This window comes from Bacillus sp. NSP9.1, assembly GCF_000465465.2.
Lineage (GTDB): Bacteria > Bacillota > Bacilli > Bacillales > Bacillaceae > Bacillus > Bacillus sonorensis_A.
On the sequence record NZ_CP048273.1, the window covers coordinates 3,913,352 to 3,940,210 of the forward strand.

Genomic DNA, 26,859 nt, shown 5'->3' on the forward strand with positions numbered 1-26,859 from the left:
TTTTTCAAAAGTTAGAAGGAGTGATCCCGATGCCGATGGTTCTCCAGCGCATTTATCAGGAAAACCAGCAAACAGAAGGACGCCGCATTTTAATAGACCGGGTGTGGCCGCGCGGCATATCGAAAGAAAAAGCGAATCTTGACTGCTGGATGAAAGAAATCGCCCCAAGTCCTGAGTTAAGAAAATGGTTCGGTCATGATCCGAAAAAATTTGAATCGTTTAAAAAAGCCTATCAAAACGAAATCATACAAAACCCTGAAAAACAGAGCAAGCTCAAGGAATTAAAAGAAATGGCGGCGGACGAAACCGTTATTCTGCTTTACGGGGCAAAGGATGAACGCCATAACCATGCCATCGTTCTTTATGAGATGCTGAACGGACAAAGCCTTTGATCTTGAAACCTTTTTCAAAACCTTTCGTATTACAATTGAAGCAACACATGTGAAAAGGATGGGAAACATGGAGATAGACTTTTTTTGGCTTGCGCTTGGTTTAGCGGCTCTAGGCTATTTCATCGGTGACGGGTTGAAAAATTTCAAAAACCCAAAAGGGAATGATTCAGGCTATCCACATTTAATCAAAGAAAGAGACCTACAGTATTATTTAGGCTTAAGCAAAGAAGAAACGAAAGAAATGCTGCGCAAATATCCTGACATCCCTAAAATTGAATTAAATGGCACGACCTATTATCCTTACCAGCACTTGATGAAATGGATGTCGTCGGCCGACCTTTATAAACATTAAAGCGCAGCATCCAAGCTGCGCTTTCTCTATTCCACTATTTCGATATAGCCCTCCGATCCGTTGAGCCTGATCTTTTGTCCATCCTTGATGATCTTTGTTGCATTGTCAACGCCGACAACAGCCGGAAGCCCGTATTCCCGCGCAATGACGGCGCCGTGCGTCATGAGGCCGCCCACTTCAGTCACCAATCCTTTGATCGAGACAAACAGCGGTGTCCAGCTCGGATCTGTGAAAGGCGTGACAAGAATATCCCCCTCTTCGATATCGGCTTCCTCCAATTTCAGAATCACCCTTGCTCTTCCTTCGATGACTCCTGATGATACTGGGACACCTGCCAACGCTCCTGCCGGAAGGTTCTCTCCCAGGGCTTCTCCGGTGATGACCTCACCTTCTGATGTCATCATTCGCGGAGGCGTCAATTTTTCATAATGTTGATATTCTGCTTTTCTTTCTTTGATCGTCTTTACATCGAGACGATTGGTGTGAACGGCCTCTCTCAATTCTTCAAAGGACAGATAATAAATATCCTCCTTCGCTTGGATAAGCTTCTTTTTCTGCAAAATGGCGGCTTCTTTCATCAGCGCTTTCTTATAAATAAAATAGCGTTTGATCAGAGCATACTTTGGATATTCCCGGTAGCCGATAAAATTCCGCAGCACACTGATCATTTTCTTCGTTTTTTTCGCCTTTTTTCTGCCTCCTTTTAATGTTTGCAGACGGCTTAATAGATCCCTCTCCTTTTGCTCCGCTTCCAATCGCCCCTGTTCAAATTTGGACATTCGCGCACCAGGCGCAAAATTCTTGATGTTGCCCAAAATGATCGGAGCAAGAATCGAAGGCCGTTCACTCCAGCGCGTCTTGGTGATGTCGATCTCGCCCGTACAGCGCATGCCGTACTTCTCAAGGAATTCGCGCAATGCGCTGATAAAGGCGGGGCCGCCTTCAAGCTGTTTGAGATCTTCGAAAAAGGTTTCATCATTGGCATGCGCTAAATACTTCTGAACCTCGGGGTATCCTCTGGCAGCATCTGCTACATCCAAAAGGGCCAAGCCCATTTCAGAGGTGACATTGTTCAATACCGACTGGGAAAGAATATCGGCCGCACCCTTTTCCCCCAGCCATTTTTTCATTTTGCTGTTAAGCCAGTACGAGGCGTATAAACCAACCATGATGACGGCCATGCTCTGCGTGTCATACAGAACCTTTTTCAGCGCTTTTTGATCTTCTGCAATCGCTTCAAACAACGCTTCACCGGAGACCTTTTGCAGCCGCTGTTCAGCTTCTTTTATAGACGCCTCGGCTCTGGACATCAGCTGTTTGACGATGTCGATGTCATTTCTCCGGTATATTTTCAGCGTTTTTGCCGGAAGAGCCCATGACAGCCCTTCAGAGCCTAATGTAAACATCCGTTTTCCTTTCGGGAGTCTGTTGACGACCTCTTTTCTTTTCAAAAAGTTAGAAATCGCGCTGTACATCATCGGATCATTTTTGCCCATTGTCCCAAGGACCATTTTCCGTCCAATGGAAGATGCCAGATCATGTGATAAATCAATAAAAAGTCTGCCTCCGGCGAGAATCAGCTCAGAATCCGAGATCAACCCGAAGAACGATATCCCGAGCGGGTTGATCGGCTCTGTCATCATTTGCTGGTGCCCGACAGACATATAGACGCGCAGCTTGTCATCGCTTTGTTTCGAAAGAGGAAATAATGTCGTCACAGGCCTGCTCTGCACAAAGAAAAATTCGCCTTCAGTCAGGCACCATTCAATATCTTGAGGCGTCCCAAAATGCGCCTCAATCTTCCGTCCCCATGTTTCGAGCTGCAAAATTTGTTCGTCCGTCAGCGTTTGACGTTTCTGCCGTTCAATTTCAATCTTGCGTTCTTCTGTACCTCCATTTTCCAATGAATAAATCGCGTGTTTTTTCACAGAAATCGTCTTTTCGGCGATTTCCCCTTCACACACCTTGTAATTGTCGGCTGAGACCAATCCGGAGACGAGCGCCTCACCCAATCCAAAGCTTGCATCAATGGACAATACTTTTCTGTTGGATGTGACGGGATCAGCCGTAAACATGATTCCCGAAGCCTCGGGAATCACCATTTGCTGAACCAAGACGGCCAATTGAACACTGCGGTGATCAAAACCGTTTTGCATCCTGTAGATGACGGCGCGCTCAGTAAACAACGATGCCCAGCATTTTTTGATATGCTGCAAGATCGCTTGTTTTCCGATGATGTTCAAGTAAGTATCCTGCTGTCCCGCGAATGAAGCGTTCGGCAGATCTTCAGCCGTTGCACTTGAACGAACCGCATAAGCCTTATGTTCGCCAAGCTTGATGAGAAAGCGAAGCGTTTCTGCTTCGAGATCTTCAGCCATCACCGCGTGTTCAATTTCACTGCGAATCTCGCGGCTGATTTGGCTGATCTGCTCCCTGTCTGTCATCTTTAATGCCGAAAGCTCATCAAGCAGCTCCCCGACTCTTCGATTGCCGTCAACCATGTTTTGAAATGCCGGCGTGGCAACGCAAAATCCAGGCGGTACTTTTACGCCTTCAATCTTTGACAATTCAGCAAGATTCAGTCCCTTGCCACCGACGAGCGGCAAATCCGTTTGCTCGATCATATCAAAACCCAGCACATATTCCCGCACAAGGCACCCTTCCCTTCATTTCTTCTCAATGCCAAAACGAATCATATTCAAAAAGCGGCTTCTTTTTTCAAGGAGGCGTCTGTTATAATCAGGATCAAAATCACGCTGAGGCGGAACTTCAGCTAAAAACTTTTCCTCAAAATGCTTCATCATCACCATAACCAATTCAAAAGCCTCGTCGCGATCGACTCCTTCCTTTAAAGGAACTTGGGCAAATAGCTGTTTTAATATATGATTTCTGACCGCAAACTGCTCTCCGTATTTTTCTGCAATTTCATCCTTCAGCTCAGAAGGCGGATCATAGAAAGCGTCCATTGTCACCTTGTAAACATCAGGATATTTTTGAAAAAATGCAAGCTTCGCCAAGCTGATCTTTTCTTTTGCCGCAAAAAAATCCGTGTATTGGAGCAGGTCATCCAATGCAAGGTGGGCCTTCAATTTTTCAATGCAGTCATCCAAAACAGAAAGATACACATTCTTCTTGCTTTGAAAATGATGGAAAATGAGCGCTTTTGATATGCCGGCTGCTTCAGCCAGCATCCCTGTCGACGTCTTCGAATATCCATGGCGGGCAAAAACCCCAAGACAGGCATTCAGAATTTGTTCTTTTTCATATAGCTGCAAAGGCACAGAAATCATCCCTTTTCATTTATTGACCAATCGGTTAGTAAAGATTTTAACGCTTGCTGACCAATCAGTCAATATAAGATCTTTGCGGGACAAGCCCAAAAAAAAACCCCGAAATCAATTCAAGGGTTAATTTGGCCATCAGGGCCAATCTTCATGAGCTACAGGGATTGCAAATCAGATTTTTACGTATGTAAGGCTGACAAAATCAAAGAAGTTCGAACAGATGTGGACACCGTATCCTTTTATTCCGATTATGATGTGTCTGAAATTACAAGGTCTTACACAGTGGTTTGGCACAGCTTCCATTAACGAGACGAATCTGGGTCATCAATTGTAGAGGAAGAACATATTGCGGGACATTGTTGAAGAAGCAAAACATTTGCAGGCTGAAACGATGCGATCCATAAAAAAGAGGGGGAGACCCCTCTTTTTACGATTGCCACTTTACTTTTTCAGGACGTCCATATTCAGTCACAAGCTGTCTGAATGAATGAAGCTCTTGATCAAATGCGAAAAAGCGTTTCGGTATCAAGATCAACTGGCCGCTGGAGGTTTTTATGTAGAATAGGCGTTTATATTCTGCTACTGCCGTCACTTCATGCCATTCAAACAACATATAAGAATTTTTAGATTGAATCTGAATTCCCTGTGGATTGATGGTATAGTTTCTTTTTTGTTTTATCCGTTCATTTTTTCGATATCCAGCAGTCAGCCGAATATAATAAACACCAATGAAAAGCAATGTCAAAATCAACGAAATGACTGTCATGAGAATGCCGTTGAAGAGCAATTCGAGTGTTTCACTATAATAAACAGTTATCGGCAGCCCCTCAACTGAAAACACGAAGACAGACACCAGAAAAATAAAAATAAAATAAAAAATGACGGATTTTCTTAGCCCATAGAAAAAGAACAATCTCATATCTTGAAATGTAAGTTTTCCCTCAAGAAAGACACTATGCTGGATCATACGTTCACTGCACCTTTAGGATATATTTCCCTCTAACTTTAGCATAAAGGATTCATGTTGGACAGCCTAAAGCTTGTTAGATTAGAAGAATTGATGACAAAGATACCCCGAACCTTAACGGTTATGACTGACAAAAAAGTGGTGAACTAGGTAGAGCGGAGCATAAGAAATGGTCATTGTAGAAATTTTGATACTTTCTCGAAGAACTATATTAACATCAGGCAAACAGTGCCGATATATAAGTTATGTAAAATTTACATTGGAATAATATCACAAAATTTTATCCTCTTAGATGGTTAAACCATCTAATTGCATATAAATAAAATTTGATGAAGGGGTTTATAACATGAAGAAATGTTTTACATTTTTTACCGCATTGCTGACAGTCTTCATGCTTCTGACAGCCTGCAGCAACAATGAAGCATCGTCCAAAAACGAATCAGAAAAAAGCGAGGCCAAAACAAAAAGCAGTGAGGATTCATTGAAAACTGACGGTCCTTTGGAAAAAGTAGGCCAGTGGAGAAATGAAGACGACGGAACCAAAGTTACGTTAAAAAAGATCGCAAAACTGGACAAAACCTTTGATTTAGATCCAATCAAAATGAAAATTGACGATGTCAAGGTACTTGAAAGATCCAACCTTCAAGAGAAAGGAAAAAAATTGTTGGAACAAAAGGGCATTGAAGCCGATAAATATTTAACTATTCAAGTTTCATACAGCATCGAAAATACATCGGATAAAAATATCATGTTTAACGGAATTGATGTCATTACAACCAGTACAAAACAACAAATCGATGTCTCTAGTGAGGACATGGTGCTTACCCCGGCAAAAACGGGAGTCGGATCTTTTTACGGAAAAGTAGAAAAAGAAGGTTACATAGTTGTCCCTTACTTTAAGACGGATGCCGACGAATTAAAATATATCAACATTAAACTAAAAGATGTATACGATGACGAGGTTCCAACAAAATATCATGACGGGATTACAGAAAAAGTCGACTTTTAAACCGCATATAAGCGCCAAAGGGTGGCTCTCAAGCCACCCTCTTCATGGAAGCGCACGCCTTTCACCCGCCCCAAAAATTTCACCATTTCCGTTCAAAAGAAAATAAAAAAATCACAAACAGCCAAAACGTAAGCACCTCAAACAGACCGCTATTTAATATCGAAGCAATCGGCAGATTAAATGTAAAAAAGGTCAAGACGATAGCTCCCAAAAGCATCAGCAAAGTCTTCTTCATCATATGCTCCCCCTTTCCAGTCCGCAAGATATCATATTTTTTAGATCGCGGCAAAATGATTTTTTCAGGTAGAAAATGATAGAATAAACAAAAAAGGGTGATTTCATATGTGCGGGAGATTCACACTGTTTTCCGAGTTTGACGATATCATCGCTCGCTTTGCCATCAAGCAAATGACATCCGCAGAAGACTATATCCCCAGCTATAACATCGCGCCTTCCCAGAAAATCCTCGCTTGTATAAATGACGGTGCACATAACCGTTTAGGCCGGCTTCAGTGGGGGTTCATTCCTCCATGGTCAAAGGATGAGAAAATCGGCTACAAGATGATCAATGCCCGCGCTGAGACCTTGTCTGAGAAGCCAAGCTTTAGAAAGCCCCTTGTCAGCAAAAGATGCATCATTCCGGCCGACGGCTTTTACGAATGGAAGCGTGTTGACGCTAAGACAAAAAAACCGATGAGAATCAAGCTCAAGTCAGACGGCTTGTTTTCGTTTGCCGGACTATGGGAGAAATGGCAGCCCGCCGACGGCAAGCCCGTCTACACTTGCACGATTATTACGACAAAACCAAACGATTTAATGAAGGATATCCATGACCGGATGCCTGTCATCCTCAAGCCTGGTGATGAACAAGAATGGCTGCGCCCCGCCAATCAAGACATCCGGTATTTGGAAAGCCTATTAAAGCCCTATCCGTCAGATGAAATGGAGGCTTATGAAGTGCAGTCTCTTGTCAATTCACCGAAGAATAATTTTCCTGAGTTAATCAAAAAATCCCCTTCACAATGAAAGGGGAGATCAATGCTAATTTGTCAGTATATAAAATTCCCTGCTCAGCCCGATGCCTTCCCAAAAACGCAGGGCTGTTTTATTGTCTGGATCAACATAGACGTTGACGTAAGAAACACCTTGTCCATTCAGCCAGTTGATCAGATGTCCGGCTAAACGTTTTCCGATTTTAAGGCGGCGATACGGAGGCGCAATATAGATTTCATCGATTTGACCATACAGCATGTGACTGACTAAATCCTGCTTGATCGATGCCAGGCCGTATCCAATCGTCTGGCTGTTTTCATCTTTCACTGTCAAAACCGCTCCGAAAGCAGTTTGAACATATTGCTCCAGCTGCTTTCGGACCTCCTTTTTTTCTTGTTCAGCCAATTCGCAAGCCGCGGTCTCCAAAGCATTTTGACTCCACAATTCGACAATTTCATCAAGGCATTGCGGTCGCTCATCTTTTAAGTTATGGATTGATGCTTCCATTCTCTTTTCTCCTTTAAACCAATTCGGCCGTTTCTAACGTACAGTTTTGGAGGCTTTCCGAGCGGAGACGGTACGCGGCCGTTTTTTTCTTGGATTGTTTGACGACATCGATGTGATCATCATATCTGTACACAAACAGCCGGACATCGTGTTTGCCCTTTTTCGCATCGATGACAAATGGACTCCCGCCGTTCTTTGGGTTCAGATATAAATGCTCGTCTCCCGGATAAATATAGTAGCGCTCCATAAATATAGCTTGATTAAAATCTTCGATAAATTGCTTGTGATCCTGCCCCTTCAAGCGCCTACCGCCAATCGTGACGGCGCAACCGGCGGCATCCAGTTTGGAATGCACTTGAAATTTGCTTGTCATCCATTCGACGACACCAGTCGGAAGGCATGTCACTAATATTTTGAACAGGCTGATGAAAACAAGAAGCATCACAAAAACCCATGTCATATTTGATCATCCCCATACATTGTAATATATTACACAAGCTTTATACTAACATATGGAAGGAACCGTTTTTTTGGATATTGTGTGAACAAACAACCCCCGCTGTTGCGGGGGTCATCCTTTAAAATTCTTTGTTGTTTTTTTCTGTAATGTGTTTGACACCGTACCATTTCTTGCCGACATGTGAATATCTTGTATTCGTCATGACGACGGAGCTTGTATTGCTGTCGGTTCTGAAAATGGCTTCTTTCATATTTGTTATGGTGCAGTTGTCAATAAACACTTTGACATTAAAGGTCGTGCCGCCATTTTGACGAATGAATTTTCCGGCGTTATCGCTGGTGAAATTTTCCACCGTAAATGTACTCGGTTGATTGATTTGAAAAACTTTATCTGAACCGTTGCGTGCTGAGCCGCCGTCAATCGTCACGTTTCCTTGTTTTTTCACGGTCAGCGCATCCTCACCGATATCGGTCCAAACGACATTTTGAATCGAAACGTTTCCATAAGTGTGTACGCCGTCCGCAGCCGGTGCATCCAGCACGACATTTTTAAGCGTTGCACCATCTTCCACCTTGAAGAGCGGTTTTTGGTCTTCCCTCTGACTGCCGTCACCTATTTCAGAGCCAGCCTTAAAATGCTTGCCTTTCCCATCATAAGTCTGGCCTTTTTTGACAACGATCGTTTGATGGACAACCTCAGCCGCGGAAGCTTTTGCAGGCAAAGCTTGTCCAAGCCCCCCGGCAATCATCCCTGCCAGTAACACGACACCTGCTAATTTCTTCATTCCTTTCACCCTCCTGAAGTTTGGTATTTGAATGAAAGTAAAACAAATTCCGTTCCTTTTACATCATCTGCAGATGGTGTTTTCATTCTTTTTGCGTCATCTTGAGGACCTCATATTTAACTATAGGGGCGTTTCTTTCGTTTGTATATCAGCCATTTGAACTTTTGCTAAAAAGAGTAAATCAAACACAAAAAAGGGATTCAGTCGTTCTTTTTACGAGTCCTGCAAGGGCAGGCCTTACTATTTTCAGGCGAATAAATGAATGAATCATCGATAAATAACGATTCGGTAAGTCGACACGATCAGACATCGACATCGACAGCCGAATCGGATCGGGAAACTGGTCAATCAGAACCAGTTTCAAGCTTTACCTGAAGGTTAGACCTCAAAAAGGCATCACGATTTAGCAAAAATCGCCTGACTGTCATAAAATCGGTATGTGATCCAGCCTTAGTTCATGCGTTCGTTCAGAATCCAGGCACAAATCAACATTTGTTCCCTAAAATTAATTGCATTTTGCAAATAAATGAGTTATAACTAAGAAGAGGTGAAGGAACAATGGAAAATCTTCGTGAATTATTCCAAGTGATGACAAGACGTTTTGGTTTTTTAAACAAGAATTGCTGCAGTACAGGCGGTTATGATATTTCCCTCATTCAAAGCCATATCGTTTATGAAATTGACCGTCAGCATAAACCGTCCATACAGCAGATAGCAGAAACGCTCGGTACCGACATTACAACGTTTAGCCGCCAGGTGCAATCATTGGTGAAAATGAATCTGGTCAAGAAAACACCGGACCCGGACGATCGGAGAATCCAGATTCTTTCTTTGACGCCGGAGGGAAAAGATGTGGCTGCAAGCATTGATCAACAAATGAATGCTTTTTTAGATGAAGTCTTTTCACATATGAACGAATTTGAAAGAGAAACGGTCATTCGTTCGATTAAGCTTTTAAATGAAGCCATGGCGAAATCAAACAAATGCTGTGCATCACCTTTGGAGTAACCCCTTTTATCAGCAATGCACGCTTATGAACCTGAGCGGGAAAAGAAGAAGCACTTTTCCCTTTCTTTAATATCGAAAACTTGCAAATTGCAAATAAAAGGAGACATGTCATGGATATCATTCAAAGCTTTCTATCTATTTCGTTAGAATTAACGATTTTATTTGTTGCCATTTCCTTTCTGATTCACCTCATTCAAGGGGTCATCCCGTATGACAAATTGAATCAATACTTGAAAGGGAAAAATGTTCTTGCCGGTTCAGTGATGGCACTCGTCATTGCATTTGTTACGCCTTTTTGTTCATGCTCCACCATTCCTGTAGTCGTCAACCTGCTGCATAAACAGATCCGCTTCGGCATCGTGATGGTGTTTTTGTTTGCCTCTCCAGTTTTAGACCCGACCATCATCACGTTGATGGCCGCTTTATTAGGTATGAAAGTCGCCTTAGCCTACACAGTCATGACATCCGTTTTATCCATGGTCATTGGCTTAACCCTCGAAAAAATGGGATTTGCAAAATCTGTAAAAACCGTGGTGGTGAGCGGCTACAAGGAGAAACAAACAACATTCAGCTTGAAAGCCGCCTTGCAAGAAACACTTGTCCTTATGAAATCCGTCTATCCTTTCTTAATCATTGGCGCAGCCATCGGCTCTATGATTCATGGACTTGTCCCGACGGTTTGGATTTCATCTGTTTTTGGCGGGAATCAATGGTGGCTGGTCCCGATTGCCGCCATCATCGGCATACCGTTGTATATCCGGCTTTCTGCGATGATTCCTCTTTCACACATCTTCGTTTTGAAAGGAATGGCCATCGCTCCTGTAATGGCATTGATGATTAGTTCGGCAGGAGCGAGCTTGCCAGAATTGACATTGTTAAACAGCATCTTCAAGAAACGGCTGGTCATAGCGTTCGTCATATCCGTGATTTCGATGTCCACGATTTCAGGATTCCTATTCTATATGATGTAACTTAAAAGGAGGTGAAAAGGATGGGACTATTCGATAAAATATTTGGAAAAGACAATTCCGATACCAAAGCGGATAAACAAGACTGCTGTCATATTACTTTCGAAGAAGTGAAAGAAACCAATGAAACATGCTGCACGCAAAAATAAGAAAGTTTGCGGGGGATGTCTATGCACCATCTAAACGTTCGAAAAGCTGTTTGGCGTGACTTACCATGTATTCTGGCCGTTTATAATCAAGGGATCGAAGACCGGATGGCCACGCTTGAGGAAGATTCAAAAAATATAGACGATATGGAATCTTGGTTTCAGGAACATCAAGGGCGGTATTCCGTCCTTGTCGCCGAAACAGAAGGAAAAATTGCCGGCTGGGCGTCTTTAAACCCTTACTCGCACCGATGTGCTTATCAAGGGGTTGCCGACCTGTCCATCTATGTCGACCGCTCCTGCCGCGGCAAAGGAGTGGGACGCCTTCTTCTCCAAGCTCTTGAAAAGACGGCTAAAGAAAACAGCTTTTATAAAATCGTCTTGTTTACGTTTCCATTTAATAAACTCGGGCAACATTTATATGCGAAAATGGGCTACAGGCAGGTCGGCATTTTCAAAAATCAAGGGAGGTTAGATGGGCGGTTTGTTGATGTGATGGCGATGGAAAAATTATTGCAAGATGAAGGGCCTTCCGAACTGTGAAGGTCCTTTTTTTGTCCCGGTTTTCAAGAAAGTCCTGCCTCTGTTCCATTCAGAAACTCCTCTGACTTCAAGCAATGTGTTTCTAAAATTTCTCCTCACTCGGGAAATAAACTGGACAACTGTTGTTACTTAATTCTCTTAAAAAACATAGAATACTAAAAAAGGATGCTGGAAGCATTTTTTAAAAAGGAGTTCTTGAGTATGAATTTGAATGGAATCAAAGGAGAATATAATGCTGTTTTCGGTTTGGGCCATCTTTGTTTAACAGCCCTTCAGCTTCGCAAAAACAATTTGCGTCCTTATGCTGGCCCATTAGACTGGGTCGGAACTTCTTCCCTTACAGACCTTAACTTTCTGTTAAAAAATCGTTTTTCTCATTTTATGGCACCTGAAAATCTTAGGGTGACGGGTTATTCGACCGGTGTCTATACAAAGGACCGTTACATCTCACTAACAGACGATTATTACCATGTCGATTCCGCCCATGATTTCAAGGCAGATCAAAACACACTGGAACATCTGGTCACATACCGCGAAGTCATGGAGAAATTCAACAGAAGAATTAACCGGTTTTTAGACAAAATGGCGACCGCTGACCGCATCCTCTTTATCAGAACGAAAGGTACTTACAAAGAAGCTCAGGAGCTTCAATCCGTATTATCAGATTTGGTTCAAAATGAATTTCGCGTTCTTCTGATCAATCATGCTGATGTTAAAGGGATCGTGGAGCAGAATTGGTCATTAGAAAGGGTGTGCGCGGTTCAACTTCCTGATAAGGAAATTTGGGAATCCAATGATCGGCTGTGGAGAAAAATGCTGAGCGGTGTGAAAATCGTTTAACACCGCAACACTGGCGGGGCAGCAAACATATTTTCCGTTAACAGCGGCCAATCTGCCGGGGGGCATGGCTCTCCGGATTTTGCCGATAAAGCATTATCATGATCGGTGTTGTGATGGGATATGGAATATTCGAGACAATTCGGCAAATGGATGTTCATAATGTCTTGGTGAATAATTTTCGCATTTGAATGTTGTGCGGTTTTTCGCTTCAGAATGCCGATAAACTTTTGGTTCATATTCCACTGCCAAAACCTTGCCGGCTCTCTCATTTAAAATGGTTGTCAAAGCCCCTGTTCCGGCTCCAAGCTCTAAAACCGTACCTTTTATGCTTACATTTGCCCGCTCTATCATTCATGAAGCAGTTTTTTATCGTTTATCAAATGCCGTCAGGAAAAATTAAGAAATTCTCCACAGCTTCGTTTTTTTCCGCTAACTTATGAATTTTTTTCACCATAACTTCCCTTCCTTTCAAAATAAAAAATCACAGGCTGTCTGCCTGCGATTCAGAGTACAAGGGAAGAGAACCCATCCTTATAAATGAGGGAAAACCAAATAAACCTTCCTTTTTTTCTAATCAAAAGAGGGGATAATTGTATAAAAAAAGAAAGGCAGAACGATCCGCCTTTCTACATTAATCACATATATTTCATAAAAAATGAAGATTAGTAAAAAAGGACAGACTGATCCCGTTTACTCTGCTATTCACAAACAGAGCCTTTGAACGTATTGAATTACTGGTTCAAAGCTGGGAATCGAAGTCTCATCGAATGTGTCATTTTTTAATAATCCTTCATAAAAGTGTAAAATACATGAGCATTATACGTCTGTTTGCAGTAATAGTCAAAATCAATTTCTGTGAGGCTCCTGCTCCGTGTTTGTGACGAGGCATTGTAAATGGTTCAACATCTGAGGAGTAAAGCATAACAACCATACTTCCCTATAGATCGTCAGCCCGAATCCATACCGGTTGGAATGACAAAATCCTAAAGCTTTAAAGTGTTTTAGGATTTTGTCAACAAGTGGTTTAGACTACACCATGCCGCCATGGAAATTCAAAGTATCAATGAATCGAACCAAAATGTTTGATTGTAACATTTTTAAAGATCGCTGTGCCGCCTTCGGAGAAAAAGGTGATTCCTTGATCATCAGGTTTTGGATATATTAAATTTGAATGTGTGAACTTTCCATTATCGACAAAGACTTCAATACTGCTTTTATCAACAATAATCTTTAAGTGAACTTGCTGTTTGCCAGCATCAAACGGTGTTGTGCTTTCCGTGAATTGATTACTTTTGTCAGAGTGGATTGTTGATGACCGATTGACATAAAAGTATTGTCCTTCTGCAAAAATGCCAACATCAACATGGCGTTCTTGATCCGCTGATTCCCTGAGCCTTAAACCTACATTTTTCAGTTCTGACCAAGAGATATCCGTCTCCAACTGGTATGCATCACCGGTTACATGAAGTGTTTTTGAGCCATTTACTTCAATTTGTTCATAGGTATCTGTCGTCTTTGTTAATTTATTCAAAGCGTTAATTGGTTGTGAGATTAGATGATATTTATTGTCTTTGTCATGCTTTAGTTCAATTTGGCGAACAATCGAGTCCATTCCGTTAAACCCTTCTCGCATTGTTGGCGTTTGATGGGCATAATCCCAATTATTCATCCAGGCAAAGGCATAACGTTTATTGTATTTATCGCTTTCTTTTCCATCCTCAAACGTTACTCCGCCGTACCAGTCAAAGCCATAGTCTAACCATTGAGGTTCATGGTGATCCGGAAAGAACTCCTTTCCATCAAAGTTTCCGGTCCAGTAAGCGTAAGTATTGGGCTTGTCTCGCGATTTACCATTTGCACTAACACCAAGCACCCATTTTAATATCCCGTTATTGGCACGCATGACATAAAGATCAGGACACTCTACAATTCCGATATGTTCCGTAACAAAACTGCTCATATAATTCCATTCTTTTAAGTTTTGAGATTCATAAAAGCCTATTTTTGTTCCTTCGGCCATGACCATGATCCATTTATGGCTGCTATCATCCCAAATGATTTTCGGATCTCGAAAATCTTTTGTTCCCGGATTTGACATGATCGGATCATCACGATATGAGGTAAATGTTTTTCCGTGGTCATTACTGTACCATAAAAACTGTTCCTGCTTTCCTCCATCCTTAGAGGGCTGTGTCACAATCGCAACGAGAGCGCCTTTTCCAAACCCCGCTGTATTTTCCTTATCAATCACGACTGATCCTGACCATGGATCTCCATTTTCGTTTGTATATTTCGGAATAGCTATTCCTTCATCATTCCAGTGCACCAAATCCTCTGATGTGGCATGTCGCCATTCAGTTCCATTTCCATTTGGATAATCACCATTATAGAGGTAATAGTAATGATATTTTCCATCCAAATAGATCGGTCTCTGGGGATCATTTTTCCATTTGTCAGGTGTAGTGAAGTGGTAATTTGCCCGGTATGACGGCTTTTTATGTGTATGAGCCGATTCCTGAGACTTATTTGTTTGTTGTTCAACTGTCGGTTCACCAGACTTAAAAACAAGGTGATCTACGAATCCGATGGCAGTTATGATCAGTAAGCCCGCAATAAAAAAAACCAACAGCTTATATCCCCTTTTATTTTTTACTCGTTTGTCCAATCAGACTCACCGCCCTCGAAAAAAGTCAAAGCAAAAAGAAAATGCCAATCATGATTGACATTTTCTTGTTTTACAATATTATTCGTTAATTGTGATTTGTCCTTGTTCAAGGATACTATCTTTTACAACAGATGTTTTTGGTCCTTCAATATTCAGTAAAAAGCTTGGTGCAAACGTAGAGTGATGATCCTCAAAGTAACCTCTGTTTGTCATGTAGCTTGTTACAACCACATTGTCGCTATCCTCTTGTGGGATCGCATAATGAGCGTAATTCCAAGTAATATCATAAGGATCAAGATCATGGTGTAATACAAGTCCGGTTTTATTGAGCGGCTTGTATGGTCCGGTTAAGGAATCGGACACATAACCTAACAAGTAAATGTCTTCGTCATCAATACCGTCAATTGTCATTTTAGATCCTCTTGAGCTAGTGAATAAATACCATTTGCCATCCTTTTTAAAGATGTTCGGACGCTCGATTTCATCTGTTACTGTATTTGAAACAACCAATGGTTTCATTACTTTTTTCAGAGTATAATCATCATTGATTTCAATAATCCCTATTGCGCCATTCGCTAGAGTAGCCAGCTCTTTTTTCGAGCTTTTCAACAGCTTATTCTTTTCAGCTTGGAAAAATTTATTGCTTCCGCCATAGTAAGCTCTATTGTATAGTGATTCCTCACCTTCATCACCATATTCCGTTCCCGTATTTGCTTCAAAGACAAGATACTTATGACCATTATCTTCAATATAATGAGGATCTCTTAATGTATGGTTATTCATGAAATTACCTTCACTGAAAGCTTGATCGACATTTTGATAAACTTTACCGTCTCCACCTTCGAAGATGGATTTAAAATCTTCAACACCTTTAATTTTTAGTGTATCAGCATCTGGTTGAGATAGATTCACTTGAGCTGTTGTTAACGTTTGTTTACCGAAGTGTTTTTCCCCATCCCATGGGTGGCGATTTGTGTAAAATAGGCGAACTTCTCCGTCAGACGTTAAAGTTGCCGATCCTGACCATTCCTCTGCTTGATCTTTTAAATACGGATCGTTTGCAGCGTATTTATCACTATCCTTAAAAACTCTGCCGGCATTTTTCCAGCTATCAAGTGAATGATCACCAACTTTTTTATAGAACATGTATATAAAAGTGTCGCTTCCATTGTCAGGGTCTCCTGCTAAACCGAAAACGATATGATAGCCTTTATATTCCGCCACTGTTCCATCAGCGTTTTGAAGCGGCCAAGTGTCCCATACGTCTATATCCATTAGCTTGCCATTCTCATCATACTTTTTTGCTGAAGGAATGTTTTTAATGGTGGATGCATCGAATTGCGGAACTTCAAATTTTGGATTATCATGCTGCTTGATGATGTCGTACATGTCTGAACGAGTGATTTGAGAAGTCCCATACGTTTCTTTGTGATCCAATGAATCTTTTTGTTTTGCAAAAGATATTGAAGCCCCCCCTCCTACTAGAATTGCTGTACCAAGCGTTACAACTGTTGCTTGTTTAACAAGGCTTTTGATTCTCATCTTCTTCCTCCCTAAAATTGTTTTGAAGGTTTACTTGAAACCCAGCCGTAGTCAAACCGTGTTTACAAACTTCATTATAGTTGAGGGCGAATTTTGTGGATATGGCTTATATTGATTAGAATATTGTCTTAAATTGATATCGTATTTTCGGGCAGATTATAAAAAAAATGCCTGCTAAAAATGCGGGCATTTTTTTATATAATCAAGACTAGTCAGCGGGTTGATCAACTTTTGAGAAGAATTATTTGCTTTTAGCATGATCCCACGATTTCTGAAACTCTTGCAGCAATTGCTCGCGATTCAGCTGTTTTCCGACGTATAGCTGCATTGCAGCGCCAAACTCAGCTTTTACTCCCACAGGAAAACGAAACCAGTTGGAAGATAACGTCTTTCCGGCTTGAGAGTAACGAATCATTTCATCCGCGAGCGGTCCTAAATGGTCAGTCTCGATGTTTTCAAACGCAGGAACATATTTAAAACGTTCCGTCATAAACGTTTTTCCTTGTTTTGAAGAAACCATCCAGTTTAAAAATTTCTTCGCTTCTTTTTTCTTTTCTGGTGTTGCTTGTTTGTTTACAACCCAGTAATTCGGGACACCGACAACTAAGGCATCATTGTTAGGCTCGTCATTAATTGGTATTGGCAGCATTCCTATATTCATATTTGGTGATAGTTGATCAATCATCGGCTGAATCCAGTTTCCTTGCAGTATCATCGCGGCTTGTCCCTTTGCAAATAAGTTCAATTCCATGTTGTAATCTGTTGCGAGCGCACTGTTGTTTCCATATTTCATTGTGACATCGAGCAACTTGATTACATCTTTGAATGTTTGATTATTCTCGATTTTTCTCGTCCCATCATTTAGACCTTTAATAAAAGCAACTGGATCTTCTTGTTGTGCAAAAGCAATACTCAACAGGTGGTCACCCAATTTCCACCCTTCATAATAACCGTTTGCAAAAGGCGTGATCCCTGCTTTTTTCAACTTTTCCGCTGCTGCTATTAATTCAGTTAGCGTATTCGGCAACGTATCAATGCCTGCCTGACGAAATAAATCCTTATTATAAATGAATCCAAAACCTTCTAAATTAAACGGCATTCCGTAAATTTTTCCATTGAATTTCATTGGGGTTAACGTATCTTCATATGCATGTTCAACCCATGGTTGGTCCGTAAGATCCTCCAAATATTCACGCCATTGTTTGCCATGTTCGTATCCAGTGTTTGTGAAGATAGCAGGACCATGACCAGCAGCCATCTGTGCTTTCAGGTCAGAAAGGTCATCGGCAGCCCCGCCTACGGTGTGAATCTGAATATCTACGTTTGGATTTTTCTTTTCATAAACATTGACCATTTGTTCGAACTGTGTGGATATTTCCACTTTCGGATTTCGAACCTTTAATATGATTTTTTCCTCCGCACGTTCCGGCTCTTTTGATATCGGTACCTTCTTCGTCTTCGTCTGACATTCCGAAAGAGATAAGCTTAGTATGCCGACTAAAAACATGTGAAACATCCCTTTTTTCATCGATTCACCCCAATAGTCAAAAGATATCGATCACCTGCTCCCAACTTTCAGCTTCTTCCCGTTGTTGCGGTACTCAAAAGGTGTCATGCCAACGACCTTTTTGAATAATTTTGAAAAGTATTTCTCGTCCTGATAGCCAAGCATTAAGGAAATGGAATAAATACTTTCTTCCGTTTCACTTAACCATCGTTTTGCTTGATCGATTCTTAGTTTCATGATGTATTTGGAAAGAGTCATTCCCGTTTCTTGTTTGAACTTTCTGGATATGTGTTCACGGCTCAAAAAGAACCGGCTTGATAGTTTTTCCAAACTCAATTCCTTCATGTAGTACATGTCAACATAAGAAACAATGTCCTTCATGCGACGGGCGTCATCCAGATCATTTAAACGATGAATCGATCTGAAGTTTTGTTCTTCCACTGCTTTTAGTAAAGACTGAAACGATTTCGGGATCTCTTCCAATGATTTGATTGGTTGACCGGTAACAAGACGAACAGGAATATCAAATTCATGACTTATCCATTCCTCAACAGATAACCATTCGCCCTGTACAGTCATAGCTAAACAAAGACTTTGATCATTCTGAAGCGTAAACGCATTTCCAAGCCCCTGATCGACAAGCTGATCAGCAAGCCGCTGAATGTATGGATCAGAATGGTGCATTTGATAAAAGGAAATGAGTGTAAGGTCGTACTCCTCGGCTGGGGGAAGACATAAAGCCATTTCATTCATGTCGAAAGGTTCCCCGTTGCAAGCGTCGGTAACGAACTGATTCATACGAAGCCTTTTAACATCCTCATAAACACCTGCTTCTTTATATAGACGATCCTCCTCTTCACTCGCCCAGCATTTAACAGCTTCTTCCAACGTTTCATTAAATGCATCAGCTTCAATCGGCTTCAATAAATAATCGAAACTGCCGCACTTAATTGCTCTGCGCATATATGAATAATCGTCAAAACCTGTGATTAAAATGACTTTCCCGGGATAAGACATGGCGTCTAACCACTCCATTAATTCTATACCGCTTATTCCAGGCATTTTCACGTCTGTAAAGACGATCTCCGGATTATCTCTTAAAATCACTTTTTTGGCCTCTTCTCCATTGCTTGCTTCGAAAATATCAGTAATACCGTACTTTTTCCACTGTCCCAAATGCCGGATGACATCACGCACATTAAATTCATCATCTACAATTAGAGCCTTCATACTTTTTCTCATCCTCCTTACAAGATACCAAGTGAACATTTTCTGTTTGGATGACTATGAAACAATCTCTTCTTTTGCAATCTTTGAATCTAAAGGAATCATGAGTCGAACGAAAAATCCATGTCCTTGCTTCCGATCCAGCTCTAGTCCAGCACCTTGTCCATAATTTAGAACTAATCGGTCATGAATATTTTTCAAACCAATATGCTCGTGGGAGTACGTTCCTTCATCAGAAGCCGTATAGATATTTTCCCTTAATGTTTGCAGCTCTTTATGTGTCATACTAGGTCCGTCATTTTCTACCACGAGACTTAACATTTCTCCTTGGATTTCTCCATAAATGTTTAAATGTGAGTGATAGAAACCTTCCTCATAACAGTGTTTAAAAAAGTTTTCAACAAGCGGTTGAAGAATCATACTTGGCATCTTCATTGCCAGGATTGTTTCATTTATTTGAATAGAATAATTTAAACCGCTTCCAAAACGCTCCATTTGAAGGGATAAGTATGATTGTATATACTCTACCTCTTCTCGAACCAATACCCACTGATCTGCCCGAATCGAGTACCGCATCATTTTCGATAAGTGCGTGACCAATTGGTAAACTCTCGGAGAATGGTCTCTTAAGGCAACCGCCCCTATTGATTGTAATGCATTAAATAAAAAATGCGGGTTTACCTGGGATTTGAGCGCTCTGAATTGGTTTTTCCGATTTTCAATTTCCAGTTTATATTCACGTTCAATATGCAGATTGATTCGGTCCATCATGTCCTTCATATGATTTTCTAATAGACCGATTTCGTCTTCTCTGCTGTCATCAAAAGGGACATCCGTATGTCCACCTTCAATTGATTCCACTTTCCTGCTGAGAAGTTTAATCGGACTCGTTATTTTATAAGTAATAATACTTATCATCATTAATCCCAGCACCCCTACTCCTATCCCGACAAGTATGTTTGTGTATGCGGTCTGCCTGACATCTTGAAATAATACGTGACTAGGAGTTATCTTGACCAGTTTCCATTGATTTAGTGGCTCTGATAAGGTTTTGGATAGGATAATATCTTCTTCCCCAACATCTTCAGCTGCATCGATCCTCTTCAGCAAACTAGGGGGAACGGACTGACCTATAAGTGCTTGATTATTTGCATACATGACACGATGATTTGAATCTATCAGTAATACGGATTCTTCTTCATGCTGAGCAACACTTTTGCATATACGTGCATACCCATCTAAATCGAAATCAATTGTAATGATTCCGAGAAATTCATTCGACAGCACATCTACTAATTTATGATGAATCGTCATCACCATTGCGGTATCCGCTTCAGGAACAATTGCGGCATTATTATAATTCTCAATCCGATGCGGAGGCTCAATCATATACTTTACGTTTGAGTTATAAAGTTTCCTCATTGATTGTTCCTTTAATAAATCCGGTTGAGATTTACGTGCACTGACCATCGTATTGTAAACAGTAAACGATTCTTTATCCTTATCAATATAAAAGCGGACCTGACGTATTTCGTTTCGCATGAGAGAAAAAGTTTCAATGCTTTTTTCAACAGCAGCCGGATTGAAATAAATGGAATCCTCAAAACCATCTTGAAAAATTCGGTATAAATCAGGAGTCCGATATAAATTATATGGAAGATTGATCTTGTCATGAAAATATTGCTGCAGCTCCTCCGACAATGTCTCCATTTGATCATGACTAACTTCAAGCTCGTGCTCTTCAACACTTTTTTTCGTATATTCATAAATCAAAAAAACGGAAACAAAATACGGCAGGATAATAAAGGTAAACAGCATGAACAATAAACGGCTTCGAATACTTTTCATTTAAAATACTCCTTTCGTGAAAATGGAGTCCAAATTAACATGCCTTTTTCATAAGAGAATTAGAAAGTATGCAAATGACATATAATGAACCTCCATCAAAAGGAGTTCTATTAAAATCAGCAAATTTAAATTGAGTATTTAAAAAAATGTTTTTTAACGATTGGGCATCCTAATACTTTTTATTTAAATTTATTTGAATATGTATGTCAACATAGGACAAATAGGTTAAAAAAACATAAAGGATTATAAAATTTCCTTGTTACAGCGCATTTCGAAAGCGGTTACCAAAATAAACGAAACCGCTGTCATCATAAGCGAAATGAATCTTACTTACTAGAAAAGTAATTGATTGTTACAATAATGCAGGAAAATATAATTAGTTGTTGTAACAATCTTAATAAATTCCCCATAAAAATATAATTTGTTACGAAATGATGTTATTTTGGGATAGAAACAGTCATTTGTTTTTAGATATAAAGCGAATGGAGAGATTCTTGGATGAAGTGTTGAAAGAGGCTCAAGGTGTTGCTGAGGATGTTAGCAACGCAAAAATAATATTGAAAAAGAGTAAGAACAAAGAGCCATGTGAAGGACTTCTTCTTCACATTGTATACAGAATAATCCTGCTTCCATTTGCGCAATTCCATAATTACACCTTACTGATAGGTTAATTTTAGTCCTATAACAGCAATTAACCTGATACTCCAAACACCCACACTAAATACAAAGAAAGTTGTTTCTCTATATTTCAGAAACAGGATCATTTGCCGCATGAGAGGAAATAATCTTTGTGCAGATCCCCATTTCACGCTTAAAGATGAACATATAAACACCCCTGTATTACCTTGTAAGTGATACGGGGGTGTTTTTTGGCTTTAATCGTTCTCACTTGGAGGTTTGCCCCATTAATTGATCGGTAGGTTTTAGAAAAGATTCTCCAACACTCTTACCAATCTAACAACCCTTTAGCAGTCTCGTCATCAGTGATCAGCACATGGATTAAATCACCTTTTAAAGCAGCTTGAATAGCTTTAATCTTTTCTTTTCCACTAGCAACACCTATGACAAGAGGAATTTGCTTCAAGTACTCTAAATCAAGGGCAATAACTTTTTCATTCCAAGCATTTGATGCAACTTCACCGTTCTGATCTATAAAATTGTAACAAATATCTCCCGCAATATCTTTATACTCAAATTCTTCACTCGTTTGATGGAGATAGGATTTGACCATGGTCGAATGCTCCGGTGTTCCTCCTATCCCTACGATCGCGATATCCGCGCTCCTTCCCATATCGAAGATGCTCTTTATCGATGATTGCTCAATAATGATATCTTTTGCCTCTTTCGAATCCACTAATACCGGCGCATGAAGAAGTTTGTACCTCGCCTGTAAGCTTTCGGCAAGCTTAGCTACAATTTGATTAGCGTGAATATCGACGCGCTCATCCCCCATTCCGCCTACAAGCGGCACAAATTGCAGGTCAGGGAAATACTGACTCGATGACATGCTTTTAGCGACTTCAAACAATGTGGTACCTGAGGAGACACCTACAGTTTGGCCATTTCTCACCATTCTTAACAAATATTCACTTGCTGCTGTGCCAAGCTTAGGCTTGGAGCTTTCCCCTTCATTGCTATGGGTGCACACGACTTCCCGGAGACCGTAGCGTTTTTCCAGCTTAGACTCCAGTCCGGTAAAAGGATGTGTATCCTCTTCATGAATAATAATTTCCACAATCCCCAATTCTCTGGACTTTGTCAGGTACTTGGATATCAGCGATCGGCTAACCCCGATGGTGTTAGCGATTTCAGACTGTTTCAAGCCTTGTTCATAATACATGTGTGCGATTTTCACCATAAGTCTTCTATCTTCTAAAAAGGACATATTTATCAACCTACCCTGTGAAATTCAATCTTTTATTTGAATTCAATCGTACTGCCCTCTTTGAAAACAGGCAAACGGTGAGGGCTTGCAAAAACAGCACCTGGCAGGACTTCTGCAAACGGTTCCGTAAAATAAATCGAAATGTGACCGAGTTCTTTTAAATTGTCGTTAGCAGAAGAACCAACTTTATTAATGGTGAACTCCTGGTCATCAATGACTAACTTGCCTCCTTCTTGAATAGGCTCTTCTGATTCACCTCCGTCATTTTCATGTATAATGGATACTTCTCGCAACTCCCGAGGAGCTTGTGGTCCATAAAGAATCACGATATTTTCTTCCTCAAATGATAATGCTAATGGTCCAATTTCTCTTACTGTAGATTTGTACATCCATAAATCCTCCTAATCATATGTTGGTTAATACATTCCAAAACTTGCAAAGTGAGCGATCACAACCGCTAGTACCCCTGTGATTAGTCGACTGTAGAGTACAGCAGGTACTCCATACTGCACAGTCTCTGGTTTCGCCTCTCCAAGTGAAAGTCCAACTGGTACAAAGTCCGCTCCTACCTGACCGTTAATCGCAAAAAGTGCTGGTAATGCAAATTGAGGAGGAATGTTTCCAAGTGCAATTTGACTACCGATTAAAACACCAATGACCTGAGCGATAACCGCCCCTGGTCCTAATACGGGTGATAGGAATGGAAGAGTGCAGATCATGACGATAATCATTAACCCCCAAAGGGAGCTCGCAAGCGGTGACAAAGAATTTGCGATGAAATCGCCAATTCCTGTGTAATTGATGATCCCTATTAACATACTAACAAAAGCCATAAAGGGAATGATATTTTTTATAAGCATATCAATGGAATCTCTGCCTGCTTGATAGAAAACGCCGGTTACTTTTCCAATCCCTTTGGAAAACCTCATTAATAGGTTATCATGACGATCGGCGTTTTCTTTTTTCACCTTTTCATATTCTTCTTTAAATTCTTTTTCATCGGCTGTGTTAAAACGAACTTCTTCTTCATTTTCTCCGTTGTTATCCGACTGCACACCCGCCATTTGTTCATGAGCTAAGCGAATCTGTTTTTCTGTGACCCCTGAAACAAAAATGTCTTCTTTAATATGCTTCGCTAACGGTCCAGATGGAGAAGAGCCTAAAACATCAACCGTCGGGATACGTTTCATAGGATATAGTCCGATTCTCGCTGTACCGCCGCAATCGATGACTACACACATCATTTCGTCTTCAGGAACTGAATTTTTGAATCCATCGACAGCCTCGGTATTAGACATGTCTGCAATTTTTCGAGCAACAGGATGAATACCACCACCTGTTATGGAAACCACTTTCACCTTTTTTCCTTCAGGCTTAATGTATAGACCTGTACCCCATCCGCCTGGACCTTTATCAACAAAAACAGCTTTATATGCCAATACAAACACCCCTTTATTGAATACGCTTACATTCTGTTGGCTAAATATTTTGTGATTTGCTCTGTGATCATACCGCGAACCAGCATAACGACAATCCCTACTAAGAAGAACCTGACTGCTAGTTCTGACGTGGCATATCCTGCTTGTTCCAGACCGTTGGCAACCCCCAAGTAAACAAACAGCTCACCAGCGTTTGCATAAGGGAATATAGCCGTTACCGGGTGCAAAAATGTCACTAGCGAATCGAAAAAAGCTGGTTTTTGCCTCTCCTCTACAAACCTTCCAAATGTGTAGGCCATAGGGTTTGTAAGAAGTAATATAGAAAGGATGGGCATAAGTGTATATCTTAAAATGGTATATTTAGATGCAAACCTGATCGCTTTCGTAACACGATCATCCCCAATAAATTTCATCAGCGCATACGTAAAAGTCAATAGGACGACTAAAGTTGGTACAATACCTGTGATTAAATCCATGAACTGTTTACCACCGGCTTCAAACATCCCGATGAAATGTTCACCGAACCATTCAATCCATTTCAACACCGAACACTCCTTTTTGTTACATTTTTTTAAAACAATGAAGAAAGGGAAACAGATCTTTTTAAGCGCCTAGAGCGTCATTCTTCTGACTGGGATGTTTCTTTTCAGCAATGGATAACAAGGCACGTTCGCCTGCCTGGCTCAGTGCGGCCTCTACTGCTTTCTTCTTTTTAGCCTTGCCTGCGGCGTCTTTTTTTTCTAAGTCATTCAAGAGATTCAATAATTCACCCACATGCTGGTTTTTATACTTCTCCAAATCCTTGAAGGTCGATAGGATAGAGATTCCACGCATCACCTTACATTCTTGGATGACATAATTTTCATTTACGACAAGCATAGCGATTGAGCCGGAACTCAATTTCCTTCTGCATTGCCCTGTAAATAAGTAGATACCCTCTTCCCCTTTATATTTTTCAATTAAAGACTTCATTGACTTCTGATAATAATGGACTTGGATCACTGTCAAAAACGACTGAATGACTAATAAAATACAGGCTACAAGAACGAGTGTCATAAAGTTTCCCCTTCTCCTTATTATTTATTTGATCATTTATTTGGCAGCGAACAAATGATCCTGAAGAGATCTCAGCTTCCAAACCGTCGTGGATGAGTCAAGTTCAACATCATCTTCGGTAATGAACTGACCTTCATGTATGGCTTTCTTCGCTACCACATTTCCACTAATCAATCCAATTGGGATATGGCCATTGGATTTCATATCTTCATGGGTTTCTAGTACACCTCTTACAGAATAGCCCCCGATTCCATCTAAAGTTTCTCCTGGCTGGATATCCCGTTTTGCCACAGTAACTGTTTCAGAAATTGGTGCACCAAGCGGATGGATGGAAGTGTCATGATTCAATACTGCTTTAGCAATCGTGATCGGTGTTTCCAAACTGGCTAAATGATATGGTCTGTATAATGTGTAATGAGGACCGTGGCTACTATCCACCTTCAATAGGTAGCGCAGCTCTTCATCGACAGGCTCCAGCTCACTTTTCACGATGACGAACACCCCTGGTGCTAAACCGTTTACATAATCAACAACACCCAGATTGTTGAGAACGCCTCCATTTTCCTTCAAATTTAGCTTTTCCGCAACATTATCGAGGCCTGCATCAACACCGTGCATTCCCACTTTGTCAGGAACTAATCCGATTGCATTACTGAGCAGATTCATCTCGGCCATTGTCTTTGTACCATCCTGGAAAGCCGCTAACATGTGAGGACTCATATTTTTTCTGTTTGCTTCTTCTCTACATGTATCAGGATTTGCAGTTGGCTTAAGAGGATTGTTTTTTCCTTTACCGGCTACGACTACCTCAAGCCCCATTGTTTTCGCAAATTGATAAAGTTCTACAATAGCAGCTGGTTCGTCGCCTGCTGAACCAGTATAGACAAGACCAGCAGAGTTAAACATGGAATACATGTATGAGCCAATTGTAATATCTACCTCTACATTTAGTAAGACAAGGTGCTTTCTGGATCGAAGAGCTTCCAATGATATATTTGCCCCTACCTCAGGGACACCAGTAGCATCAACCACGACTTCCACATTTTCGGATTGAATAATCTTTTGATAGTCATCTGAAACGATAACTTGCACACTTCTCTTTTCCTGAGATTGATAAAAATCTCTGGCTCTTTCTGCATTCTTCACATTTACATCACAAATTCCGGCTACAACCATCCCGGGAATACGGGAAATTTGAGAAATTAAGCCAAATCCCATTTGACCGGCTCCAATAACTCCTACTCTTATGGGGTGTTGTTCCTTATCTCTTGCTAAAAGTTGTTGATAAATGGACATCTAAATTCCTCCCAATGAATATAAATATTTTCATAACCCCTCAATAACAAATGTTACAATACATGTTAATCGTTCGTTTATCGTGTCATTTGTTACAATATCGAACATTTGTTATTGTGAAAATTATTATAAAACGGAATG

28 protein-coding genes and 1 pseudogene are annotated in these 26,859 nt (G+C 40.8%); 9 read left to right on the forward strand and 20 right to left on the reverse strand.

The window, feature by feature from the left end:
* Positions 1-29 precede the first annotated feature (29 nt).
* Positions 30-392, forward strand: a complete 363-nt coding sequence (locus M654_RS20305; protein ID WP_026589741.1) for a DUF488 domain-containing protein — start codon at positions 30-32, stop codon at positions 390-392.
* 67 nt (positions 393-459) lie between these two features.
* On the forward strand, positions 460-744 hold the full coding sequence (locus tag M654_RS20310) for a hypothetical protein (RefSeq protein WP_026589742.1): 285 nt from the start codon (positions 460-462) through the stop codon (positions 742-744).
* Positions 745-770: 26 nt separating this feature from the next.
* Here M654_RS20310 and ppsA read toward each other — a convergent pair whose 3' ends face one another.
* From ppsA to M654_RS20325, 3 genes are all read right to left on the reverse strand, one after another.
* Positions 771-3,395 (reverse strand): phosphoenolpyruvate synthase, encoded by a 2,625-nt coding sequence (ppsA, locus tag M654_RS20315; protein ID WP_026589743.1) that lies wholly within the window; start codon positions 3,393-3,395, stop codon positions 771-773.
* A 15-nt stretch (positions 3,396-3,410) separates the two neighbouring features.
* Entirely contained in the window at positions 3,411-4,025 is a 615-nt protein-coding gene (locus tag M654_RS20320; protein WP_026589744.1) for a TetR/AcrR family transcriptional regulator, read from the reverse strand.
* Positions 4,026-4,455: 430 nt separating this feature from the next.
* Complete coding sequence (locus M654_RS20325; RefSeq protein ID WP_236251159.1) at positions 4,456-4,869, reverse strand: YcxB family protein; 414 nt, start codon at positions 4,867-4,869, stop codon at positions 4,456-4,458.
* Positions 4,870-5,341: 472 nt separating this feature from the next.
* On the opposite strand from M654_RS20325, the gene M654_RS20330 reads away from it, so the two are divergent.
* Complete coding sequence (locus M654_RS20330; protein WP_051290494.1) at positions 5,342-6,004, forward strand: hypothetical protein; 663 nt, start codon at positions 5,342-5,344, stop codon at positions 6,002-6,004.
* 79 nt (positions 6,005-6,083) lie between these two features.
* Here M654_RS20330 and M654_RS23670 read toward each other — a convergent pair whose 3' ends face one another.
* On the reverse strand, positions 6,084-6,239 hold the full coding sequence (locus tag M654_RS23670; RefSeq protein ID WP_179115637.1) for a hypothetical protein: 156 nt from the start codon (positions 6,237-6,239) through the stop codon (positions 6,084-6,086).
* Positions 6,240-6,346: 107 nt separating this feature from the next.
* Here M654_RS23670 and M654_RS20335 point away from each other — a divergent pair, with 107 nt between their 5' ends.
* Positions 6,347-7,030, forward strand: coding sequence for an SOS response-associated peptidase (locus M654_RS20335; RefSeq protein WP_026589747.1), 684 nt, complete (start codon positions 6,347-6,349; stop codon positions 7,028-7,030).
* 15 nt (positions 7,031-7,045) lie between these two features.
* Here M654_RS20335 and M654_RS20340 read toward each other — a convergent pair whose 3' ends face one another.
* From M654_RS20340 to M654_RS20350, 3 genes are all read right to left on the reverse strand, one after another.
* Positions 7,046-7,504: a GNAT family N-acetyltransferase gene (locus M654_RS20340; RefSeq protein WP_026589748.1), complete on the reverse strand. Its 459-nt coding sequence runs from the start codon at positions 7,502-7,504 to the stop codon at positions 7,046-7,048.
* Between the two features lie 13 nt (positions 7,505-7,517).
* Complete coding sequence (locus tag M654_RS20345; RefSeq protein ID WP_026589749.1) at positions 7,518-7,964, reverse strand: YfmQ family protein; 447 nt, start codon at positions 7,962-7,964, stop codon at positions 7,518-7,520.
* Between the two features lie 118 nt (positions 7,965-8,082).
* Positions 8,083-8,712, reverse strand: a complete 630-nt coding sequence (locus tag M654_RS20350) for a pectate lyase (RefSeq protein ID WP_442858867.1) — start codon at positions 8,710-8,712, stop codon at positions 8,083-8,085.
* A 594-nt stretch (positions 8,713-9,306) separates the two neighbouring features.
* On the opposite strand from M654_RS20350, the gene M654_RS20355 reads away from it, so the two are divergent.
* From M654_RS20355 to M654_RS20370, 5 genes are all read left to right on the forward strand, one after another.
* Positions 9,307-9,756 (forward strand): MarR family winged helix-turn-helix transcriptional regulator, encoded by a 450-nt coding sequence (locus tag M654_RS20355; RefSeq protein WP_026589751.1) that lies wholly within the window; start codon positions 9,307-9,309, stop codon positions 9,754-9,756.
* A gap of 110 nt (positions 9,757-9,866) precedes the next feature.
* Positions 9,867-10,727, forward strand: coding sequence for a permease (locus M654_RS20360; RefSeq protein WP_026589752.1), 861 nt, complete (start codon positions 9,867-9,869; stop codon positions 10,725-10,727).
* 20 nt (positions 10,728-10,747) lie between these two features.
* Positions 10,748-10,873, forward strand: a complete 126-nt coding sequence (locus M654_RS24165; protein WP_256860174.1) for a hypothetical protein — start codon at positions 10,748-10,750, stop codon at positions 10,871-10,873.
* 21 nt (positions 10,874-10,894) lie between these two features.
* Entirely contained in the window at positions 10,895-11,413 is a 519-nt protein-coding gene (locus M654_RS20365) for an arsinothricin resistance N-acetyltransferase ArsN1 family A (protein WP_026589753.1), read from the forward strand.
* A gap of 201 nt (positions 11,414-11,614) precedes the next feature.
* Positions 11,615-12,253, forward strand: a complete 639-nt coding sequence (locus M654_RS20370; RefSeq protein ID WP_026589754.1) for a DUF1796 family putative cysteine peptidase — start codon at positions 11,615-11,617, stop codon at positions 12,251-12,253.
* A gap of 67 nt (positions 12,254-12,320) precedes the next feature.
* Here the strand turns inward: M654_RS20370 and M654_RS20375 are convergent.
* The 13 genes and pseudogenes from M654_RS20375 to M654_RS20435 all read right to left on the reverse strand — a co-directional run.
* Positions 12,321-12,707, reverse strand: a pseudogene (locus tag M654_RS20375) (rRNA adenine N-6-methyltransferase family protein); the annotation flags it as partial.
* A gap of 277 nt (positions 12,708-12,984) precedes the next feature.
* Complete coding sequence (locus tag M654_RS24450; RefSeq protein ID WP_121128006.1) at positions 12,985-13,029, reverse strand: erythromycin resistance leader peptide; 45 nt, start codon at positions 13,027-13,029, stop codon at positions 12,985-12,987.
* 284 nt (positions 13,030-13,313) lie between these two features.
* Entirely contained in the window at positions 13,314-14,879 is a 1,566-nt protein-coding gene (locus M654_RS20385; RefSeq protein ID WP_142246037.1) for a glycoside hydrolase family 32 protein, read from the reverse strand.
* 117 nt (positions 14,880-14,996) lie between these two features.
* Positions 14,997-16,460 carry a glycoside hydrolase family 68 protein gene (locus M654_RS20390; protein ID WP_026589757.1) on the reverse strand — a complete coding sequence of 488 codons (1,464 nt, stop codon included), beginning with the start codon at positions 16,458-16,460 and terminating at the stop codon, positions 14,997-14,999.
* Between the two features lie 241 nt (positions 16,461-16,701).
* Positions 16,702-17,988, reverse strand: coding sequence for an ABC transporter substrate-binding protein (locus M654_RS20395; RefSeq protein WP_026589758.1), 1,287 nt, complete (start codon positions 17,986-17,988; stop codon positions 16,702-16,704).
* Positions 17,989-18,018: 30 nt separating this feature from the next.
* Positions 18,019-19,209: a response regulator transcription factor gene (locus M654_RS20400; RefSeq protein ID WP_236251160.1), complete on the reverse strand. Its 1,191-nt coding sequence runs from the start codon at positions 19,207-19,209 to the stop codon at positions 18,019-18,021.
* Between the two features lie 42 nt (positions 19,210-19,251).
* Entirely contained in the window at positions 19,252-21,042 is a 1,791-nt protein-coding gene (locus tag M654_RS20405; RefSeq protein WP_026589760.1) for a sensor histidine kinase, read from the reverse strand.
* A 946-nt stretch (positions 21,043-21,988) separates the two neighbouring features.
* On the reverse strand, positions 21,989-22,927 hold the full coding sequence (locus tag M654_RS20410) for a sugar-binding transcriptional regulator (RefSeq protein ID WP_026589761.1): 939 nt from the start codon (positions 22,925-22,927) through the stop codon (positions 21,989-21,991).
* A 32-nt stretch (positions 22,928-22,959) separates the two neighbouring features.
* Complete coding sequence (locus tag M654_RS20415; RefSeq protein WP_026589762.1) at positions 22,960-23,316, reverse strand: PTS glucitol/sorbitol transporter subunit IIA; 357 nt, start codon at positions 23,314-23,316, stop codon at positions 22,960-22,962.
* Between the two features lie 27 nt (positions 23,317-23,343).
* Complete coding sequence (gene srlE / locus M654_RS20420; protein WP_026589763.1) at positions 23,344-24,366, reverse strand: PTS glucitol/sorbitol transporter subunit IIB; 1,023 nt, start codon at positions 24,364-24,366, stop codon at positions 23,344-23,346.
* Between the two features lie 26 nt (positions 24,367-24,392).
* Positions 24,393-24,908 carry a PTS glucitol/sorbitol transporter subunit IIC gene (gene srlA / locus M654_RS20425; protein WP_026589764.1) on the reverse strand — a complete coding sequence of 172 codons (516 nt, stop codon included), beginning with the start codon at positions 24,906-24,908 and terminating at the stop codon, positions 24,393-24,395.
* A gap of 61 nt (positions 24,909-24,969) precedes the next feature.
* Positions 24,970-25,422, reverse strand: a complete 453-nt coding sequence (locus M654_RS20430; RefSeq protein ID WP_026589765.1) for a transcriptional regulator GutM — start codon at positions 25,420-25,422, stop codon at positions 24,970-24,972.
* Positions 25,423-25,458: 36 nt separating this feature from the next.
* Positions 25,459-26,718, reverse strand: a complete 1,260-nt coding sequence (locus M654_RS20435; protein WP_026589766.1) for an NAD(P)H-dependent oxidoreductase — start codon at positions 26,716-26,718, stop codon at positions 25,459-25,461.
* Positions 26,719-26,859 lie beyond the last annotated feature (141 nt).